This window comes from Ideonella sp. A 288, from assembly GCF_002198735.1.
In the GTDB taxonomy this organism is placed as follows: domain Bacteria; phylum Pseudomonadota; class Gammaproteobacteria; order Burkholderiales; family Burkholderiaceae_C; genus Pseudaquabacterium.
Genome location: NZ_MWLO01000128.1, coordinates 94,437 through 115,130, shown reverse-complemented (window position 1 = coordinate 115,130; position 20,694 = coordinate 94,437). Strand labels below are relative to the sequence as shown.

Sequence of the window (20,694 nt, the reverse complement as noted above, 5' to 3'; positions counted from 1 at the left end):
CCTGGGGGCGAGGCTGGGGACGTGGGTGGGAACTCGGGTGGTGTCACGGAGGTGCCGTCGGCTGGCACGAAGGCACCGGCCTGATCGGGTTATCGGCCGTGATCACTCGCCATAAAGGGCGCCGGACGTCTTGAATCCGCTCGCCGTGGCAGCGGTCTCGCTGAGCACGAGGCCTTCGCTCAGCACCAGGCCCTCGCTCAGCACCAGCCCTTCGCTGAGCACCAGCCCTTCACTCAGCACCAGGCCTTCGCTGAGCACCAGCCCTTCGCTCAGCACCAGCCCTTCGCTCAGCACCAGACCCTGCGACAGCGAAGTGCCACTGCCGGAGACCAGCCAGGCGCTCAGCGTCGGCGTGAGGGTGAAGATGCCCGTCTTGCCCAACAATGAACTCGCGCCCACCAGCCCGTCGGCCAGCAGGACACCGCTGCTCAGCAGGGGGATGTTGGCGAGATAGTCCTGGTACACGAACATCGGGAAGGTGTTGGCCGGGATGCCGATGCCGGTCCACCACTGCGGCGTGCCGCGAATCACATAGCCGCCGACCCAGGTGATGCGCGGATCCCAGATCGGCTGGTAGGCGGTGAAGAGCTTGTCACCGGTGGCGATGTGGTTGCCGCCGACGAAGGCGATGCGCGACCAGTTGAAGGTCTGGCCGCCGATGGTCGACGAGCGCGTGGGCATCGACTTGCCGCTGGCCAGCAGCGTCGCACCGGTGGCGATGGTGCCGGCCTGCACGACGCTGGCCAGGTCGGTGCGCAAGGCCTTGGCCAGGCGGACGGCACCTTCCAGATTGAGGTGTCCTGCCCCCTGCTGCAGCAGGTTCTGGCCTGCCAGCGGCTGAGCGGTGTATTGCAGGATGGCCTTGATCAGCGGTGGCGTCAGGCCCGGGTTGGCCTGCAGCAGCACGGCAGCGGCGCCTGCCACGGCGGGTGCAGCGACCGAGGTGCCACTGAGCATCATCAGGCGTTGCGCATGGGCGGTCGGGCTGGGCACGGCCGTCTCCAGCGCCGGAACGAGCGCGGCCAGAGAGTTCCTGCTCGTCGTACCCACCGTGGCCGGGGTGGCGCTGGCGCCGACCACCTTGTTGCCGGGGGCGACGAGGTCGGGCTTCATCACGTTGTCGGGCCAGCGGGTGTTGGTGGCGGTGTCGACCCAGCCGCTGCGGGTCGGGCCACGCGAGCTGAAGTTGGTGACCTTGTCGTCGCTTCGCGCCGTGGTGGCCTGGAAGTTGACCGCGCCCACCGTGATGGCCGAGGGCTCGTTGCCCGGCGCACCGATCGCACCGTAGACCTCCTTGCCCGCGAGGTTGAGGCCGAAGTTGCCTGCCGCCACCACCACGGTGATGCCCATGGCCGTGGCCACGCGCACGGCGTCGCACAGGGGATCGCCGTCGTAGCTGTCGGTGGACTGCGCCGCCAGGCTGATGTTCATCACGCGGATGTTGTACTCCTTGGCGTGGTACATCACCCAGTAGATGCCTTCGAGCGCGTCGCTGACATTCCCGATGCCCAGCGAGTTGAGCACCTTGACGTCGTACAGGTTGGCGTTGGGCGCCACGCCGGTGGAGTCGGGCGTCTGGTAGAAACCGCGACCGGCGGCCACCGACGCCACATGCGTGCCGTGACCGTAGGGGTCTTGCGTCACCGCGCTGTCGGCGGCCACCTGGCTTTCATAGGCGGCCAGTTCGGCGCTGCCGGGCTGCAACGAGATCGACGCGCCCCAGGGGCTGCCCCAGTCCGAGGTGACGGTGTTCAGCATCGTGACGTTTCGCTTGACACGCGTCACACCTGCAGCGTTGGCCAGGCTCTTGTGCGCCTTCATCACGCCCGAGTCGAGGATGGCGATGCCCACGCCGGTACCGTCGAGACCAGAGTAGACCGTGTTGCTGCTGTAGGTTCGCACACCCGTGGCGTTGGCCCCGAGGATGGTCTCGACAGTGCTGGCCGTGCTGCGGGTTTCGCGGTTCGGCGAGATGCTCTTGACATCCGCGTGGCGGGACAGCGCCGTCACCTTGCTGGCCGGCAGCGTCACCGTCAAGGTCTTGAACACCGAGTGCACCACTTGCACCGTGCCGCCCTGGCGCTTCACTTCGTCGCGCAGGCTGGTCATCTGCGCATCGGGCGAATCGCTCTTCACGAGCAACTGCACCGTCGGCACCCCGCCCACATCTCTGGCCCAACGGGGTTTCTTGAGTTTGGGGGCCTTGAGCTCGTCGTCGAGGTCACGCGCGATATGACCGCGACGCTCCACCAGCCTCTCGGCCTTGGTCTTGTCCTTGGACCCGGCCTGCACGTCGATCGGCGCCAGCGCACCGATCAGGCCACTCACCGACATCAGGCTCGCCAGCGCTGCGGGCAACACGCGGCGGTGGAGACAAGTGATCAGCGCATTCATTGCAATCCCTTCGTGGCGTCGCGCCGGACCTCGGCTGCAACATCTTGTGACACGAAATGATACTAATGATTCAGCGCGCGAATCGCCCCACAAATCAAGGCTTCAATCCGAAAGCGTGGGTATTTCACAGACCCGGTTGTCGGGTATGAGCTCTGCACGGATGCACCGCCCTCGTCAGGCCATATCGGCACGCACCCGACAGACTTGAGAGCGATGCAGGTGCAACCGGACGTACCGTGCCTCGTCGCGTACCTGCCGCTGGTGAACCTCGGCACCCCGGGGCCTTGCCACGCAGCCGCGCGGCGACCTGGCGCCGCCGTTACAAGTCTGTACTAAAGTTCCGCAAGGCCGTGCCGATAATGGACCGAATGAGGGTTTGAATTACCCTTATCCAAAGCACTGAATGGCAGTATCACGGGCCCGCGGGCCGCGTGAATTATGAGCGCTGCCAAATTCAACTGGACAGGGTTGAACCCCCTATTCCGGGCCCACCGAAAAACTGCTGACCACAGAATGCCGCTGCATCACGGGAGTACATGCATGAGACATTTCACGGAGCGCTTGGCGTCGACCACAGGCACGCGGCTGTTGGCCGCCCTGCTCGCGAGTCTGGCGCTGGCCATCAGCGGGTTCTTGCCCTCAAGTGCGGCAGCGGCCGCCACGGCCAAGGTGTCCAAGGATCTGGGCGACGCCGTCGAACGCGGCGGCGCCGGCCCCGGCAATGCGTGGCTCGAGACAAATACTGCGGCGCCTGCCGTGCTGGCCGTGGTCGTGAGCAACAGCAGCGACCCCGAGATGGCTGACCTTCGCGCGGCCATCCTGGCCCAGGGCGGCTCGGTGTTCATGCGCTTCTATTCGGTCAGGGCGCTGTCGGTGATGCTACCGCTGCACAAGGTGGCGGCCATTGCGGCGCGCGCCGACGTGACCAGCATCTCGCCCAACCGCGTCACCGCGCGCACGGCCAGCCTGCTGGAATCCGCGACCGGCACGGTCGGCGGCACGGGTTCCGGCCCGCGCAACTATTCCCCCACGGGTTACCTGGGCCTCGACGGCCGCGGCGTCGGCATCGCGGTACTCGATTCCGGCATTTCGCGCTCCCACGAGGCGTTCAAGTCAGGCGACGGGACCACGACCCGGGTCGCTCACTCGGCCAACCTGCTGGCAGTGGGCGCATTCACATCGGGTGCGATCGGCACCGCCAGCCGACTCAATCGGGTCATCTACAAGGACAAGGCCTGGGCCAGGCTGTCGGGCCTGGACGTCTCCAGTTCCCTTGCGCCCGGGAGCAGTGGTCGCAACGCCTTCGAGCGTGCGATCGACAACCGCGCCGGGTCCACGCAGGACGTCTATGGACACGGCACCCACGTGGCCAGCGTGGCCGCGGGCCGCGGCTGGTTTCGCACGCCCGACGCCACCGGCGTGGCCCCGGACGCCCGGCTGTACGACGTGAAAGTGCTCGACGACAGCGGCACCGGACAGCTGAGCGACGCGCTGGCCGGCATCGATTGGGTGCTGTACCACGCCAGGGAACACAACATCCGGGTGATCAACCTCAGCCTGGCCGCCAATTCCACCGAAAGCTTCCTCACCGATCCGCTGTGCCGCGCCGTGCGCGCAGCGGCTGCCGCAGGCATCACCGTGGTGGTGGCAGCGGGCAATTTCGGCAAGGACGCAAACGGTACCGAAACCTACGGTTCCATCTCGTCGCCCGGCAACGACCCCACCGTGATCACCGTGGGGGCGGCCAACCCCCTGGGCACCGTCTCGCGCAACGACGATGTCGTCAACGGCTTCAGCTCGCGCGGACCGACCCGCGGCGGCGTCGTCGATGCACTGGGCGTGCGCCGGCCCGACAACCTGCTCAAGCCCGATCTGGTGGCGCCTGGCAACAAGGTGCTGGGGGCTGCCGCGTCGTTGGCCAACTCGCTCGACACCTTGGCCGCCCGCCATGCCGACCTGGTGTCCGGGCTGGGCGGTGCGACGCAGAAGTCTGGCCAGGCGCTGAAGTACCTGTCGGGCACGTCGGTGGCCGCCCCGGTGGTGTCCGGCGCCGTGGCCCTGATGCTCCAGGCCAACCCAGGCCTGACGCCCCCGCTCATCAAGGCCATCCTGCAGTACACCGCCCAGCCTTTGCCCGGCGCCAACCTGCTGCAGCAGGGCGCCGGCCTGCTGAATGTCGATGGCGCGGTCACCGTGGCTGGCCTGCTGCGCACCGACCTGTCCAGCGCGATGGCCGCTGGCGCAATCGCCGGCAACGCGTCCTTGCTGGCCCCCGGCAAGTCGTGGCCCGTCAGTCAGGCCTCGACCCTGAACGGCATCCCCGCGCCGTGGAGCCGCCTGGTGACGGCGGGCGGCAGCCACCTGCTCAGTGGCCCCGCCCTGATGACACGCCACCAACCGATGTACGACCCGCGCGTGTGGTGGGTTCGAGGCACCGGCGGTCGCTCGACCGTGACCTACTGGCCTGCCGCGGTCGGCGTGGCCGCCAACACCCACATCCGGTCGGTGACCGAAGTGCCGCTCGCAACCCAGGCGCTGGTCGCACCCGGCGTGGTGCTGGCCGACACGCTGGCCGGCATCACCTCGTGGGTTGGGCGCACCGGCGCCTTCATGACCGTGCAGACCCTGGCCGCCTGGCTGGCCGTGGGCAGCGGCATCACCATGGCCGAAGGCATCACGATGGCCGAAGGCATCACCATGGCCGAGGGCATCACCATGGCCGAAGGCATCACGATGGCCGAGGGCATCACCATGGCCGAAGGCATCACAATGGCCGAGGGCATCACCATGGCCGAGGGCATCACGATGGCCGAGGGCATCACGATGGCCGAAAAGGTCGCGCTCGGCGAACCCTGATCCACACTGGCCGGCCGCCGAGCACCGGCCGGATGACCCCACAATGCCCGATTCGGCAGGTGCCCCCAGGCCGCCCGAGCCGCCGCCCGGCGCGGTTCGGCGGCTGCATGCGGCGCTGATGCCCGACTACAACCGCCCTGCCGCCGTCTACTGGTGGTCGATGGTGCTGCTGGGCACGGCGGCCTGTGCACGGTCGCTGTGGGAAGTGTCGGCACTGTCCGAGGTCGAGTTGCTGCAACTGGCCGGTGGCGTGCTGCTGGCGATGGTGATGGCCCTGTTCCCGCTGAAGATCCCGCGGACAAACCAGGTCTTCACGATCGGCGATCTGTTCATCTTTCTGCTGCTGCTCTCGCTGGGTGCCGGAGCCGCCTGCCTGGCGGCCTCGCTGGAGGCGCTGGTCTCGGCCTGGCGAAGCTCGCGGCGCTGGACCACCCGGCTCGGCAGCGCCTCGATTGCCGCGGTCTCGATGTTCGTCTGCGGCCATGCGTTGCAGTGGGCGTCGGCCAGCCTGGCACTGGACAGCTCGCGCCAATCGGCCGGCCTGGTGCTGGCGGCCATGGTGTTCGGGGTGCTGTACTTCGCGTGCAATGCCTTGCTGATGTCCACCGTCGCGCGGCTCAAGCGCAGCCAGTCGCTGCGGTGGTCCGACTTCATCAGCATCTTCGGCTGGGTGGCCAGCGCCAGCGCAGGCTCGGCCGCGGCCGCGGCGCTGCTGCACATCACCCAGCGGCAGGCGGGCCTGAGCGTGATGCTGCCGCTGATCCCGATCATTGCCCTGCTGCTGACCACCCTGCACTTCTTCTCACGCCAGCAGGAAGCCGACGAAGCCGCGCAGCGTGCCGCCGCCAAGGCGCTGGAGCACGAGGCCGAACTGGCCGCCAGCCAGGCCCGGCAGCGCGAGGCCGAACTGGCCGCCCAGCACCTGCGCGACCTGGAGACCTCGGAACGCCGCTTCCACAGCGCCTTCACGCACGCGTCGATCGGCATGGCGCTGGTGTCGCTGGACGGCGCCATCCACCAGGTCAACCCGGCGCTGCGCGCGCTGCTGGGCTGCCAGGACCTGAACCTGCAAGGCCGGCGCTTTGGCGACTTCGTGGGCGCAGCCGACCTGCAGCGCCTGGACGCCACGCTGGCCTTGGTGGCCGATGGCCAGGGCGACATGTTGCCGGTGGAGTTCTGCTGTCGCCGCACCGACGGCGCCGAGGTGTGGGCCAGCATCAGCTGCAGCCTGTTTTCGGAGCCGGATGCCGCCGGGCCGAGCCTGATCCTACAAATCCAGGACATCACGGCGCGCCGCCGCGCCGAGGCCGAGTTGCAGCACCGGGCGTTCCACGACAAGCTCACCGGCCTGCCCAACCGCGAGTGCTTTCACGATGCGCTGACGCTGGCCATCGCCCGCAGCGACGCCGGCCCTGGCCGCTCCTTCGCAGTGCTGTTCCTCGACTTCGACCGCTTCAAGCTGATCAACGACAGCAAAGGCCACACCACCGGCGACGAGTTCCTGGTGCAGGCCTCGCGCCGCCTGGCGCGCTGCCTGCGCAAGGGCGACCTGCTGGCCCGGCTAGGCGGTGACGAGTTCGCCATCCTGGCCACCGGCCTGACCAGCGACCAGGATGCGGTGGATGTGGCCGAACGCGTGCTCGAAGCCCTGCGCACGCCGCTGCGCCTGAGCACGATGGAGATCACCGCCACGGCCAGCCTGGGCATCACCTTCAGCTCGATCGGCTACTCGCGGCCGGAGGACATGCTGCGCGACGCCGACATCGCCATGTACCGCGCCAAGAACGAGGGCAAGGCACGCTACGCCCTGTTCGACGTGCGCCTGCACACCGAGCTGGCCCAGCGCGTGCGGCTCGAAGGCGACCTGCGGCAGATCCTGCTGGCCGACCAGGGCCTGGCCATCGCCTACCAGCCGATGCACGACCTGCACACTGGCAAGCTGATCGGCTTCGAGGCCCTGAGCCGCTGGACCCACCCTGAACTGGGCCCGGTCAGCCCGGCCATCTTCATCCCGATCGCCGAGGAATCCGGCCTCATCACCCGCCTGACCGATGGCCTGATCCTGCAGGCCTGCCGACAGTTGCGCCTGTGGCATGACAGCGACCCCGCCTTCGCCGCCCTGACCGTGCACGTCAACGTGGCCGCCCGCGACGTGGCCGACTCCGGCTTCGTCACCCGGGTCGGGCAGGCGCTGCTGTCCACCGGGCTGCAGCCCCGGCACCTGGTGATCGAACTCACCGAGAACATCCTGATGGCCCAGCTTTCCGCCGCCATGGGCACGCTCACGGCCTTGCGCACGCTGGGTGTGGGCCTGAGCGTCGACGACTTCGGCACCGGCTACTCGTCGCTCAGCCACCTGTCGACGCTGCCGATCGACAGCCTGAAGATCGACATGTCCTTCGTGCGTCACCTGCGCGTCGGCAGCAAGGAGGCGGCCGTCATCCGCGCCATCGTGCTGCTGGGCACCTCGCTGGGCAAGGACGTGATCGCCGAAGGCATCGAGACCCAGGCGCAGATGGAACTGCTGCGCGACCTGGGCTGCGGCAACGGCCAGGGTTACCACCTGTCGCGTCCGCTGCCGCCCGAGGGCATCGACAAGCTGCTGAAGGGCCACCGAGCAGACACCGACCGGCTGCCCGCGCTGTCCATCCTGCCGAGGCCGCCCTTGGTGCACTGACCGGCGCGGCATGCCGGCAGGGCGCGGTCATCGCCCGCACCGGGGCGGCGCCAGGTCAGTCGATGACCTCGTCCTGCTCATCGGGCTGGTACAGGCACTCGCGACCCAGCCGGTCCAGGCACAGCTCGGCCGTCCAGGGCAGCATCAGCGAGCCGCAGCGAGAGTCGCGGTACAGGCGCTCGAGCGGCAGCGACTTCAGCAAGGCCTGCCCGCCGCAGGTGCGGACGGCCAGGCGGCAAATGTCGTTGGCGCCTTCCATGATGCTGTGGTGCGCGGCGAACAGGCGCATGCGGGTGTCGGTGTCGGGGTCGATGCGCGCGTCGCGCGCCACCTGCAGCATCAATGCGCGGGCGGCCTCCAGGCGGATGCGCATCTCGGCCACCGCATGCTGCTTGGTCGGGTACATGCGCCGCTTGACGGCCGGCATGCCCGGCACCTCGGCGCGCAGGTAGCGCACGGTGAAGTCGTAGGCGGCCTGCGCCACGCCCAGGTAGGTGGGCGACAGCGTGGCAAACATGTGGGGGAAGCGGCTGGCCGCCTGCGCGTAAAGGCCCTCGGGCATCAGGCGCGCATCCTCCGGGACGAACACGTCGGTGAACTCCAGGTTGCGGCTCACCGTGCCGCGCATGCCCAGCGGGTCCCAGTCGCCCTGCACGGTCAGCCCGGGCGCATCGGCCGGCACGGCCAGGTACATCGCGTCGTCGCGCGTGCCGCCTTCGGCATGGCCAGGCAGGTCCAGCGTGCACAGCACGCCGTAGTAGTCGGCCACGCCGGCCAGCGACGCGAAGATCTTGCGGCCGTTGACCACGTAGCCCCCGTCGGTCTTGCGGGCCACAGTGCCCCAGGGCGCCACCCCCGCGGCGGCCGCGCCGCCTTCCGAGAACGGCTGGGCGTACAGCCGCCCTTCGGCCACCATGCGCCGGAAGTGCAGGCTGCGCTTGCGATCGTGGTCGGCGCGCTGGTCGACGCTCATGTCCAGTGCGTCGGCGATCTCGCCGGCCCACAGACTGGCCGCCACGTGCATGTTGAAGCTCAGCGCCGTGGCGCCGCACCAGCGCCCCATCTCGGCCGACACCAGCAGGTAGGTGGCGTAGTCGGCGCCGAGGCCCCCCTGTGCGCGCGGCACGCAGATGCCGAGCAGCCCCGCGGCACGCAGGTCCTCGCGGTTCTGCACCGGAAAGCTGGCCTCGCGGTCGTGGCGCACCGCGCGCTCGGCGAAGCGCGGGCCCAGCTGGGCGACGCGGTCGATCAGCTCGCGCTGCATCGGTGTCAGCAGTGCCGCATTGCCAGCGATGTGGGACGGCCGGTAGCCGGTGGCGACGACGGGATCGGTCATGGCGACTCCTCGCAGGCTCGGGTCGTGGGCGTTGCGGCGCCGAGGCGGCCGACCGTCACAGCACCTCGCCGAGCATCCGGTAATGGCCGCCCTGGAACAGCAGCGGCGCCACCGCCAGGTCGGCCACCCGCACCACCCGGCCGATGAACAGCACATGGTCGCCGGCCTCGTGCGACCGCTCGGTGCGGCACTCGAACACCGCGGCGCAGCCGGCCAGCACCGGCGCCCCGCCCTGCCCCGCGCCCCAGGCGCCGTGGGCAAACTTGTCGGTCACCGGCGATGCGAAGCGCCGCGACAGGTCGACCTGCGTCTCGGCCAGCACATTGACCGCAAAGTGGGTGGCCTGGCCGAAGGCCGCCAGGCTGGGGCTGCTGGCCCGCAGCGACCACAGCACCAGCGGCGGGTCGAGCGACAGCGCGCCGAAGGAATTGGCCGTCAAGCCCACCGGCCGGCCGGCGGCATCGCGGCAGGTGATGATGGTCACGCCTGTGGCAAAGCGGCCCAGCGTCGTGCGCAGGGCCCGGGCCGCTTCGGCCGGCTCGGCGGTCTGCAGGTCGATCGAGCGGTCGTTCATGCGACCCGCAGCACCGCGCGCGCCACGTGGTAGCCCAGCGCCGTGCAGGCCAGTGCGCCCAGAAGATGCGCGCCGCTGTGCAGCAGTGCCAGGCCCCAGTCGCCGCGCTGGATCAGGCCCAGCGATTCGGCCGAGAAGGCCGAGAAGGTGGTGAAGCCACCGAGCACACCGGTGACAAGGAAGAGCCGCTGCACCTCGTGCGGCGAGCGCTGGAACCACACCATGGCCACGCCGATCAGCGCGCCGCCCAGGCAGTTGACCAGCAATGTGCCGAGCGGAAAGCCACCCCACCGCGGGTTGAGCGCCAGCCCGGTCATCCAGCGGGCCAATGCGCCGAGGCCGGCCCCCACCGCCACGGCGACCGCCTGGGTCGCGGTGACAGCCGCACTCACTGAACCGCCCTCGGCCTGGCGCGCGTCGGCCTTCGCGCTGCGTGGCAGCCCGACGACCTCATGCCGGCCCGGCCGATCGCTCGACAGCGTTGCCGGCCGTGAGGCCCCAGCGGGCCAGCGCGCGGTCGTCGGCCACGCGGGCATCGACCCAGTGCGCGCCATGGGGCGTCGTCTCCTTCTTCCAGAACGGGGCCTGCGTCTTGAGGTAGTCCATCAGGAACTCGCAGCCCTGGAATGCGTCGCCACGGTGCGACGAACTCACCGCGACCAGCACGATCTGGTCGCCCGGCTGAAGCACGCCGACGCGGTGGATCACACGCGCGCCGCGCAGCGCGAAGCGCCGGCAGGCCTCGTCGATCATCGCCTCGATCGAGCGCTCGGTCATGCCGGGGTAATGCTCCAGTTCCATCGCGCTGACGGCCGCGGCACCGGACTCGGCGCTGTGGCGGTCTCGCACGGTGCCGATGAAGCTGGCCACCGCGCCCACGCCGCCATCGCCGGCCCGCAAGGCGGCCACTTCGGTGGACAGATCGAAATCCTGGGTCTGGATGCTGACGCGGCTCATGGCTGAAATTGTCTCTCAAGCCCACGCCGACCCGGCCCCGTGTTTCCTTGCCCCTTTTGGTGGCGGGTCGGGTGCGGTCGCGGGGCCCGTCGCCCTCACCGCTAGAATCGATCGCATGTTCACGGCACCCCACCTGCGCGCCACCGGTCACCTGCCGGGCACCGCGCATGGGGCCGTGAAATCGAAAAAGCAGCCGCTCGTCTGACCGGGGCAGCTGTTCCGTCGGACGAGCGACGGAACCGCTGCAAAAGGCTCCCCAGGCACGCCGTCCCGGCTGCCACACCCCCGACGCAAGCTCCGCCGCCCGCCCGACCGGTTCTTCCACACGGTCGCATGCAGGAGTGTTTGTCATGGTGGAGTTTTCCGGCGTCTGGGTTCCCCTGGTCACGCCCTTTCGAGACGACAGGCCGGACCTTCCGGCCTTGCAGCGCTTCGTGGCGCACCTGGCCTCGCAGGGCATCGCCGGCTTCGTCGCCTGCGGCAGCACTGGCGAGGCCGCGATGCTGGACGAGGCCGAGCAGGAGGCCGTGCTGGCCGCCACGCTGCAGGCCGCCGCCGGCAAGCCGGTGCTGATGGGGCTGTCGGGCGTGCGGCCCGCGGCGGTGGCGCGACGCGCCGAGGCACTCGCCCGTGCGCACGCGCTGGCGGGCTTCCTGTTGCCGCCGCCCAGCTACGTGAAGCCGTCGCAGGCCGGGCTGCAGCGCTTCTTCGAGGCGGTGGCCGACGCCTCGCCGGTGCCGATCGTCGCCTACGACATCCCGGCGCGCACCGGCGTGCGCATCGCCCGGCCACGCTGGCGGCGCTGGCCGCCCACCCGCGCATCCGCGCGGTGAAGGACTGCAGCGCCGATGCCGGTGCCGCCGAAGCCCTGCTGGCCGATGGCCGCCTGGCGCTGCTGGGCGGCAACGACGACGAGATGTTCGATCAGCTGGCGCGTGGTGCGAGCGGGGTGATCGCGGCCTCGTCGCAGGTGCGCACTGCCGACTTCGTGCGCCTGGTCGACGGCCTGCGCGCTGGCCGCCTGTCGGAAGCGCGCCGGCTGTGGCGCGAGCTGCTGCCGCTGACCCGCGCCCTCTTCGCCGAGCCCAACCCGGTGGTGATCAAGGGCGTGCTGGCGCGCCAGGGCTGGATGGGCGACGGGTGCCGGGCACCGATGCTGCCGGCCTCGCGCGACAGTGTCGAGCGGGCCTGGGCGTTGATCGAACGCGGCGCCGGACGGACGCCGGGCGAGCTCAGCCGCCGGTGACCGGCGGGAAGAAGGCCACCTCGGCGCCGTCGCGCACCGGGGTGGTTTCGTCCTGCATCACCTGGTCGAGCGCGCAGCGCAGCGCGCGGCCGCGCGCCAGTGCCTCGGCATGGCGGCCGCCGCGGGCGATCAGCGCTTCGCGCAGTTGCCCGAGCGTGGCGCCGGGTTCGATGGTCACGGATTCGCCCGGGCCCAGGGCCTCGCGCAGCGAGGCGAAGTAGCGCACTTGCACGGCCATGGCGTTTCAGGCTCCGATGAGCGACGACAGCAACAGCAGGCGCACCGTGTCGCCACGAGCGATGACCTGCTGGCCGGGGTTGTCGACGAGGCCGTCGGCCCACACGGCCGAGGTCAGCACGCCCGAGCTCTGGTTGGGGAACAGTTCGACGCCCCCCGCCGCATTGAAGCGGGCGCGCAGGAACTCGCGCCGCTTGTCCGGCCGCGGCAGGTCGAAATCGGCGCGCACCTGCACCGCGGGCGGCACCGCCTGAGCGCAGCCCTGCAGCGCGCGCAGCACGGGCGCCACCAGCAGCAGGAAGGTCACGAAGCTCGACACCGGGTTGCCCGGCAGGCCCATGAACAACGCCTCCGTCTCGCCATCGCCGCGACGCACGGCGCCGAAGGCCAGCGGCTTGCCGGGCTTCATCAGCACCTGCCAGTCCTCGAGCCAACCCTCGGCCTTGACGGCGGGCTTCAGGTGGTCTTCCTCGCCCACCGACACGCCGCCGGACGTGAGGATGAGGTCGTTGCCCACCGCCGCGCGCTGCAGCGCATCGCGCGTGGCGTCGAGCCGGTCGGGCACGATGCCCAGGTCCTGCACCTCGCAGCCGGCGGCCTGCAGCAGGCCGCGCAGCGTGAAGCGGTTGCTGTTGTAGATGGCGCCGGGCTTCAGCGACTCGCCGGGCATCACCAGTTCGTCGCCGGTGGAAAACAGCGCTACGCGCGGGCGGCGGCGCACCGTGAGGCGCGAGGCCCCCACCGACGCCGCCAGGCCCAGCGCCTGAGGTGTCATCCGCGCACCCGGCAACAGCACCTCTGCGTCGTGCTGCACGTCTTCGCCACGGCGGCGTATCCACTGGCCGGCCACCAGCACCGTGCCGACACGCACCTGGCCCAGGCCCTCGCCGGGCAGCGCCTCGCACAACTCCTGCATCACCACGGCGTCGGCGCCGGCCGGCACCTGCGCCCCGGTGAAGATGCGCGCCGCCGTGCCGGGCTGCAGCGGCTGGCCCACCACGCCTGCCGGGATGCGTTGGCTCACCGCCAGCACCTGCCCGGCCGCCGGCACGTCGGCCGCGCGCATCGCATAGCCGTCCATCGAGGTGTTGTCCGCCGGCGGCACGTCGAGCGCCGAGCGCACCGGCCTGGCCAGCACGCGGCCGAGCGCGTCGAAGGTGTCGACCTTCTCGGTCTCGGCGATCAGCCGGTCTTGCGCCACCGCCAGCACGCGCTGCAGCACCTCGTCCAAGGTCAACAGGGTGGGACGCGCATCAGCCATGGTGATCCGGGTTGTAGTCGAAGCGATCGGTGTGCTCGATCAGGTAGGTGGCCAGCGCCGGCGCGTCGTCCAGGTCGAACACCGGCCGCTGGGTGGCGACAGGCAGCGACGATGCCGCATCGGTGGCCACGGCGAAGACGAAAGGGTCTTCCGGGTACAGCGGCACCTCGCCCAGCACGGCGCGCCAGACCTCCACCTTGGGCAGGTCGGCATGCTTGAACCCCTCGACCAGCACCCAGTCGCACTCGACCATCTCGGCCAGCAACTGGTGCACCGTGGGCTGGCCCATGACCTCGTACTCGCGCATCTTGGCCAGGCGATGGCCCGACGCGATCAGCACCTCGAAGGCGCCCGCCTGCCGGTGGCGCCAGGTGTCCTTGCCGGGGTGGTCGATGTCGAAGGTCTTGTGCGCGTGCTTGATCACCGACACGCGCAGGCCGCGGCCCTTCAATTCGCCGATCAGGCGCTCGACCAGCGTGGTCTTGCCGACGCCTGAGGGGCCGCAGAAGCACACGACGTTCATGCGCGGCAATGCTCGTCGATGTAGTCCTTGACGCGCTGCGCATCCACCGGCATCACGACGAAGCGCTTGGGCAGCGACTCGATGCCCTCCAGCGCGGCCGGCCGGGTGGGTGCGCGGCCCAGCGCCTCTTCGATCGTGGCGGCGAACTTGGCCGGCAGCGCCGTCTCGAGCACCACCATCGGCGTGCCCGGCCTCATGTGCTCGCGACCCACCTTCAGGCCATCGGCCGTGTGCGTGTCGATCATGTCCTGGTGGCGCTGCCAGGTGTCACGGATGGTCGCCAGCCGGTCGGCGTGCGTGCTCTTGCCCGAGACGAAGCCGAAGCGGGCGATGCGCGCGTGCTCGTCGGCCGTCAGCGTGAAGCCGCCGTCGCGCGCCAGGCCGGCACCGAACAGCGCCGACACCCGCGCGCCATCGCGGCCCAGCAGGTCGAACACGAAGCGCTCGAAGTTGCTGGCCTTGCTGATGTCCATCGACGGGCTGGACGTTTCCCAGGTCTCGGCGCTAGCGCGCACGCGGTAGGTGCCGGTGCGGAAGAACTCGTCGAGCACGTCGTTCTCGTTGGTGGCCACCACCAGCTGCTCGATCGGCAGGCCCATCATGCGCGCCACGTGGCCGGCGCACACGTTGCCGAAGTTGCCCGACGGCACCGCGAAGCTCACCTTCTGGTCGTTGGCGCAAGTCACCTGGAAGTAACCCGCAAAGTAGTACACCACCTGCGCCAGCAGCCGCGCCCAGTTGATCGAGTTGACGGTGCCGATCTTGTGCCGGCGCTTGAACTCGAGGTCGTTGCTGACGGCCTTGACGATGTCCTGGCAATCGTCGAACACGCCCTCGACGGTGATGTTGTGGATGTTGGCGTCGGGCAGGCTGAACATCTGCGCCTGCTGGAACGGGCTCATGCGGCCGTGCGGCGACAACATGAACACGCGCACGCCCTTCTTGCCGCGCATAGCGTACTCGGCCGCGCTGCCGGTGTCGCCCGAGGTGGCGCCCAGGATGTTCAGCTCCTCGCCGCGGCGCGCCAGCTCGTATTCGAACAGCTGGCCCAGCAACTGCATCGCCATGTCCTTGAAGGCCAGCGTCGGGCCGTTGGACAGGGCTTCGATGAAGAGGCCGTCTTCGAGCTTGCGCACTGGCACGATGGTGTCGGTGCCGTAGGTGGCCTTGGTGTAGGTGCGCTCGACCAGCGCCTTCAGGTCGGCTGGCGGGATGTCGTCGATGAACATCGACAGGATCTCGAAGGCCAGCTGCGCATACGACAGGCCGCGCCAGCGCGTCAGCGTGGCATCGTCGATCTTGGGGTAGTGCGTCGGCAGGTACAGCCCGCCGTCGGGCGCCAGGCCCTCGAGCAGGATCTCGCAGAAATGGCGCTCGGTCTGGTCGCCGCGGGTGGTGATGTAGTTCACGGTGCAGTCGGGTTAGGGGATGGTTGATTGTCGCCTGGGTGAGAGGTTGACAAGGCGGCCAGCGCCTGACGGTAGCGTTCGACGTTGGGGTGGGTGGCTGCCAACCGCTCGTAAATGGCGTGCGCTTCACCGATGAGAGCATTGCCGTCTACGCCGGGCAGTTCGGCGTTGCGAACCAACGCGACTGCCAGATCGTCCAGCGCCTCCGGCGTGCTACCCAGGCGTTCGACCAACTGACGGCGAATCTCCAGACTCTCTCGGAAAGCTCTTTCCGCTTGTGCCCAGTCGCCTTGCGCTCTCGCCACCTGTCCCACACCATCCAAATACACTGACACATCACGCAGCGCTTCCGGCGTACCACCCAGGCGTTCGACCAGCTGTCGGCTGATCGCGAGGCTCTCCTGGCAGGCATCTTCCGCTTTAGCCCAGTCACCTTGCGCTATCGCCACCTGGCCTAGGTTGTTCAGCGACACCGACATGTCACGCAGCGCTTCCGGCGTGTCTCCTAAGCGCTCGCCCAAATGACGGCGAATTTCCAAACTCTCACGGTACGCGTCTTCCGCTTTCGCCCAGTCGCCTTGCGCTCTCACCACCTCGGCCACATTGTCCAATGACACCGACACATCGCGCAGTGCTGCCGGCGTGCCGCCCAGGCGTTCGACCAATTGACGGCGAATCTCCAGGCTCTCACGGTAAGCGCTTTCCGCGTTCGCCCAGCTCCCTTGTGCTCGCGCCACTTGACCGACGTTATTCAACGACACCGACACGTCGCGCAGCGCTTCCGGCGTGCCACCTAGGCGTTCAGCCAACTGACGGAAGACCTCAAGGCTCTCCCTGTACGCGACTTCCGCTTGCGCCCAATCGCCTTGCGCTATCGCCACCTGGCCTACGTTGTTCAGTGACACCGCCATATCGCGCAGCGCTTCGGGCGTGCCGCCCAGACGTTCGACCAACTGACGGCGAATCTCTAAACTCTCTCGGAACGCGCTTTCCGCTTGCGCCAAGTCGCCTTGCGCTCGCGCCACCTGCCCTGCGCTATTCAGTGACACCGACACGTCGCGCAGTGCATCTGGCGTGCCACCGAGGTGTTCGACCAATTGACGGAAGATCTCCAGACTCTCCCGGTTCACGCCTAGCGCTCCCACCCAATCGCCTTGCGCTACCGCCACCTGGCCTACGTTGTTCAGCGACACCGCCACATCGCGCAGCGCTTCCGGCGTACCCCCAAGACGTTCGGCCAACTTACGGCTGATATCCAGGCTCTCGCGGTACGCGCCTTCCGCTTGCGCCAGGTCGCCTTGCGCTCTTGCCACTTGGCCGACCTTGCTAAGCGACACCGACATGTCACGCAGCGCTTCCGGCGTGTCTCCTAAGCGCTCGACCAAATGACGGCGAATTTCCAAACTCTCTCGGTACGCGTTTTCCGCTTGCGCCCAGTCGCCCTGCGCTATCGCAACCTGGCCTACGTTAATCAGCGACACCGACAAGGCGCGTAGCACTTCCGGCGTGCCACCCAAGCGTTCGTTCAGCTGACGGCTGATCGCAAGGCTCTCCTGGTACGCACTTGTCGCTTGCGCCAAGTCGCCTTGCACCAACGCCACCTGCCCTAGGTTGTTCAGCGACACCGACACGTCGCGCAGCGTTTCTGGCGTCCCACCCAGCCGTTCGACCAACTGACGGCCGATCGCTAGGCTCTCGCGGTACACGCTTTCCGCTTGCGCCCAGTCGCCTTGCGCTCTCGCCACCCGACCCTCCAGATCGAGTGACATGCCGATCTCGCGCAGCAAACCCGGCGACGCTGCATCGCCGGCCTCGCGAACACGGCGCGTCGCTTCGTCTGTGAGTTCGGCGGCCGCCACCTGCGCGTCCGCCGTTCGGCCTTGGCTCAACAGGTCTTTCACTGTCGCCCGCAGCGTCGGCAAATAGAGGCGATTGCGGTCCGACACCTTGCCGAGCCGCAGCCATTCGCTGGACGCGTCAGCTTCGGCCTGTCCCGGCCCGGTGAGCGTGGAATCGACACCACTGACTTCATACATCTCAACATGACGCTTCGCGGCCAATTCATGGCTGACAGACCGAACATGCCAAAGGTCGGGCGCCATGCGCCTGGCGTCGTCCTTGAAACTCAGCGGCAGCACTAGCACCAGCGGGCGCTGGAAGTTCTGCTCCAACAGGTACCGGCGTTCATTGATCCGGGCCATGAACCGACGTCGCGCATCCCGCCATTGCATGTCGCTGCCCTGCCGATGCATCAGCAGCCACAGCGATCCGCCCGCCGCCGCACATATAGTGAGTTCCTGAAGGACGCTGTCAAGCCACGCTTCGGGTTGGGACACGAACGATTCGGGCGCATGGCGCTGATGCAGTGGCTTGCCCTGAAGTACGAGCCGCTGGCCCAACCACTGCATTAGCGTGATGGCTGGTCCGACATCCGAAAATAGAAAGGTCAACGAAAAGCTGTGGTCCTGCCATTCGAGGTGGCGCAGCATCGCCACCGCCACCGCCTCTGGAACGCCCTCAGGCAGCAGTTCGGGGGTTTGCGACATGGGCATCCACAAAATCACGCAGCAGCGGATGCACGTCGTACCAGTCGCTGCCGTTGCGGTAGTTCAGCACCAGGCGGTTGTCCAGGAAGTGGGCCAGCAAAGGCAACTTGTCGTCCGACTGCAGGCAAGTGTCGTGCGTGGCCGAGATCTGCTGCAACCAGTCGAGGTGGTCGGCGGGAATCGGCAGCATCTCGGCACGGGCCGAGGTCTCCACATGGGCCACCGCCTGCGCCGACAAAGGCAACTGCTCGTCGTCGCGCACCGAAGGCAGGCATTGCCGCACCAGTCGAAAGAACTCGCGCAGGTCACCGCCCGAACTGATGGCCAAACGATCGAGCGCCTCGGGCGACAACAGCCCGGACCAGCCCGCATGGCGCTTTTCGATCACTCGGCGCATGAGGGCAAGACCCTCTGGGTCAACCTCGCGGCTGCGGTCCTGAAAGATGTGCGTGCTGACGAGCCGCCGAACCGTGGCGCCACCCATCAACGCCCCAGCCCCAGCCGCTAGGATCGACAGGTACGGCGGCACCGTATAGACCATGTGCATCATGGGAATGCGCAGGTGCTCGGCGTGCGCGAAAAAGAGATTGCGCACGCTCTCGTATACCTTCATCGATTCATCACCCACGCCGCGGATGCGCTCGATGGAATCGACGATCAGCACCACCTTCAGGTCGGGCAGGCCGCTGCTCTGCCGAAGTGACACCACCGCATCGCGAAAGAACGCGTGCGCATCGGCCACGATCTGCGCCACGTGTCCGCGCGCGGCCTGCTGGATGCGCTGTTTGAAATCGGGGTCATTCTTCAGCGAGGCCTTGATGTCGGCCACGCCCTCCACCTTGATCCCCGCCCCCTCGAACTCGACCTTGGATTTCAGGAAGTGGTCCAGCCGCGTCCAGTAGTTGCGGTGCGCGAGTGTCTGGCCAAACCGCTCATCGGCTTCGATGCGGTCCGACAGGGCTCCGGCCATCGAGATCAGGAAGTCGGTGATCTCGATCGGCTTGGTCAGCAGCACGTACTCCGACAAATCGGCGTAGAAGGCCACGCTGCCCAGGGTGGCGGGCTGGTCCACCCTCGCCTTCAAGCGCTTGAGTTCGGTGCTCTTGCCGGTGCCGCGCTGGCCGGTGAACAGGCTCACCCCGCCGCCTTCCTGAAAGTCGATTTCGGTGGCGATCTCGGTCACCGCATCGGTACCCGAAGCACTGCGCGCGTTGACCTGCTCCACGTAGGCAGCGTCTTTGGGCTCGAGCGGTTCGAAACTCAGCGCGTTGTACAGCGCCTTCATCTGGGCTCGGTTGGCGGGCGTCAGGGCCATCTCACAAGCTCCAAGGGTTCACAGGCCAGTGTGGCACGACGCGCTTCAGTTCAACTCTTCCTTGCGGATGTTGACGATCGGCGCCAGCACCGTGGGCAGGGCCTGCATCAGGGCCAGCGCCTGGCGCATGCGGCCCTCCACCGTGTCGTGGGTGAGGATGATCAGGTCGGTCTGCTTCTCGCCTTCGGCGCTCTCGCGCTGCAGCACCGCATCGATCGAGATGTCGTGCTCGGCCAGGATGGTGGTGATGCGGGCCAGCACGCCGGTCTGGTCGGCCACCTGCAGGCGCAGGTAGAACGAGGTCACCACCTGGTCGATCGGCAGGATCGGCGTGTCGGCCAGTTCGTCGGGCTGGAAGGCCAGGTGCGGCACGCGGTGGTCGGGGTCGGCCGTGTGCAGGCGGGTGATGTCCACCAGGTCGGCCACCACCGCGCTGGCGGTGGGCTCGGCGCCGGCGCCCTTGCCGTAGTACAGCGTGGTGCCCACGGCGTCGCCGTGCACCACCACCGCGTTCATCGCGCCTTCCACATTGGCGATCAGCCGCTTGGCCGGCACCAGGGTCGGGTGCACGCGCAGCTCGATGCCGGTGGGCTGGCGGCGCGTGATGCCGAGCAGCTTGATGCGGTAGCCCAGTTGCTCGGCGTAGCGGATGTCGGCGGCCTGAAGCTTGGTGATGCCCTCGACGTGGGCCTTGTCGAACTGCACCGGGATGCCGAAGGCGATGGCGCTCATGATCGTCGCCTTGTGCGCGGCGTCCACCCCTTCGATGTCGAAGGTGGGGTCGGCCTCGGCATAGCCCAGGCGCTGGGCTTCCTTCAGCACCACGCCGAAGTCGAGGCCCTTGTCGCGCATCTCGCTCAAGATGAAGTTGGTGGTGCCGTTGATGATGCCGGCGATCCACTCGATGCGGTTGGCGGTGAGGCCCTCGCGCAGCGCCTTGATGATCGGGATGCCGCCGGCCACCGCCGCCTCGAAGGCGACCATCACGCCCTTGGCGCGGGCCGCGGCGAAGATCTCGGTGCCGTGCACCGCCAGCAGCGCCTTGTTGGCGGTGACCACGTGCTTGCCTGCGGCGATGGCCTCCATCACCAGCGCCTTGGCGATGCCGTAGCCGCCGATCAGCTCGACGACGATGTCGATCGCCGGGTTGGCGATGACGGCCCGCGCATCGGCCACCACCTCGACCTGGTCGCCGACCAGCGCCCGGGCACGGGCGGTGTCGAGATCGGCCACCATCGTGATCTCGATGCCGCGGCCGGCGCGCCGGCGGATCTCGGCCTGGTTGCGCGTCAGCACCTTGTAGGTGCCGCCGCCGACGGTGCCGATGCCGAGCAGGCCGACCTGGATGGGATTCATGGGGTGT

14 protein-coding genes and 1 pseudogene are annotated in these 20,694 nt (G+C 68.5%); 3 read left to right on the top strand and 12 right to left on the bottom strand.

Translation table 11 applies throughout. The features are described 5' to 3' along the window. Positions 1-102: 102 nt before the first annotated feature. On the bottom strand, positions 103-2,394 hold the full coding sequence (locus EOINJALH_RS16885; protein WP_088282113.1) for a S8 family serine peptidase: 2,292 nt from the start codon (positions 2,392-2,394) through the stop codon (positions 103-105). Positions 2,395-2,934: 540 nt separating this feature from the next. Here EOINJALH_RS16885 and EOINJALH_RS33330 point away from each other — a divergent pair. Continuing rightward, entirely contained in the window at positions 2,935-5,250 is a 2,316-nt protein-coding gene (locus EOINJALH_RS33330; protein ID WP_158219796.1) for a S8 family serine peptidase, read from the top strand. A gap of 43 nt (positions 5,251-5,293) precedes the next feature. Next, positions 5,294-7,927 (top strand): bifunctional diguanylate cyclase/phosphodiesterase, encoded by a 2,634-nt coding sequence (locus tag EOINJALH_RS16875; RefSeq protein WP_088282109.1) that lies wholly within the window; start codon positions 5,294-5,296, stop codon positions 7,925-7,927. 55 nt (positions 7,928-7,982) lie between these two features. Here the strand turns inward: EOINJALH_RS16875 and EOINJALH_RS16870 are convergent, their stop codons facing one another. The 4 genes from EOINJALH_RS16870 to EOINJALH_RS16855 all read right to left on the bottom strand — a co-directional run bounded on the left by EOINJALH_RS16870 (position 7,983) and on the right by EOINJALH_RS16855 (position 10,794). Next, positions 7,983-9,191: an acyl-CoA dehydrogenase family protein gene (locus tag EOINJALH_RS16870; RefSeq protein ID WP_088282250.1), complete on the bottom strand. Its 1,209-nt coding sequence runs from the start codon at positions 9,189-9,191 to the stop codon at positions 7,983-7,985. 127 nt (positions 9,192-9,318) lie between these two features. Continuing rightward, a complete protein-coding gene (locus tag EOINJALH_RS16865; RefSeq protein WP_199873396.1) occupies positions 9,319-9,837 on the bottom strand; it encodes a flavin reductase family protein in 519 nt (172 codons plus the stop codon). Then, positions 9,834-10,229 (bottom strand): fluoride efflux transporter CrcB, encoded by a 396-nt coding sequence (gene crcB / locus EOINJALH_RS16860; protein ID WP_234413894.1) that lies wholly within the window; start codon positions 10,227-10,229, stop codon positions 9,834-9,836. The genes EOINJALH_RS16865 and crcB overlap by 4 nt, the downstream gene beginning before the upstream one ends. A 58-nt stretch (positions 10,230-10,287) precedes the next feature. Then, the gene (locus tag EOINJALH_RS16855) at positions 10,288-10,794 is read right to left on the bottom strand and encodes a molybdenum cofactor biosynthesis protein MoaE (protein WP_088282105.1); all 507 of its coding nucleotides are present in this window, start codon (positions 10,792-10,794) and stop codon (positions 10,288-10,290) included. A gap of 350 nt (positions 10,795-11,144) precedes the next feature. On the opposite strand from EOINJALH_RS16855, the pseudogene EOINJALH_RS16850 reads away from it, so the two are divergent. Continuing rightward, positions 11,145-12,040: pseudogene (locus EOINJALH_RS16850) on the top strand (4-hydroxy-tetrahydrodipicolinate synthase family protein). Here EOINJALH_RS16850 and EOINJALH_RS16845 read toward each other — a convergent pair. From EOINJALH_RS16845 to EOINJALH_RS16815, 7 genes are read right to left on the bottom strand one after another with little or no spacing between them, the layout of a single operon-like run. Continuing rightward, entirely contained in the window at positions 12,027-12,278 is a 252-nt protein-coding gene (locus EOINJALH_RS16845; protein ID WP_088282103.1) for a MoaD/ThiS family protein, read from the bottom strand. The pseudogene EOINJALH_RS16850 and the gene EOINJALH_RS16845 overlap by 14 nt on opposite strands. Before the next feature lie 6 nt (positions 12,279-12,284). Next, positions 12,285-13,538 carry a gephyrin-like molybdotransferase Glp gene (glp, locus tag EOINJALH_RS16840; RefSeq protein WP_088282101.1) on the bottom strand — a complete coding sequence of 418 codons (1,254 nt, stop codon included), beginning with the start codon at positions 13,536-13,538 and terminating at the stop codon, positions 12,285-12,287. Further along, the gene (gene mobB, locus EOINJALH_RS16835; protein ID WP_088282099.1) at positions 13,531-14,061 is read right to left on the bottom strand and encodes a molybdopterin-guanine dinucleotide biosynthesis protein B; all 531 of its coding nucleotides are present in this window, start codon (positions 14,059-14,061) and stop codon (positions 13,531-13,533) included. Before mobB ends, glp begins: the two co-directional genes overlap by 8 nt. Beyond that, positions 14,058-15,470 (bottom strand): threonine synthase, encoded by a 1,413-nt coding sequence (gene thrC / locus EOINJALH_RS16830; RefSeq protein WP_088282097.1) that lies wholly within the window; start codon positions 15,468-15,470, stop codon positions 14,058-14,060. The genes mobB and thrC overlap by 4 nt, the downstream gene beginning before the upstream one ends. Further along, complete coding sequence (locus tag EOINJALH_RS16825) at positions 15,467-18,016, bottom strand: tetratricopeptide repeat protein (RefSeq protein WP_158219795.1); 2,550 nt, start codon at positions 18,014-18,016, stop codon at positions 15,467-15,469. The genes thrC and EOINJALH_RS16825 overlap by 4 nt, the downstream gene beginning before the upstream one ends. Continuing rightward, positions 17,988-19,331 (bottom strand): hypothetical protein, encoded by a 1,344-nt coding sequence (locus EOINJALH_RS16820; protein ID WP_088282093.1) that lies wholly within the window; start codon positions 19,329-19,331, stop codon positions 17,988-17,990. Before EOINJALH_RS16820 ends, EOINJALH_RS16825 begins: the two co-directional genes overlap by 29 nt. Before the next feature lie 45 nt (positions 19,332-19,376). Continuing rightward, complete coding sequence (locus tag EOINJALH_RS16815) at positions 19,377-20,687, bottom strand: homoserine dehydrogenase (RefSeq protein WP_088282091.1); 1,311 nt, start codon at positions 20,685-20,687, stop codon at positions 19,377-19,379. Positions 20,688-20,694 lie beyond the last annotated feature (7 nt).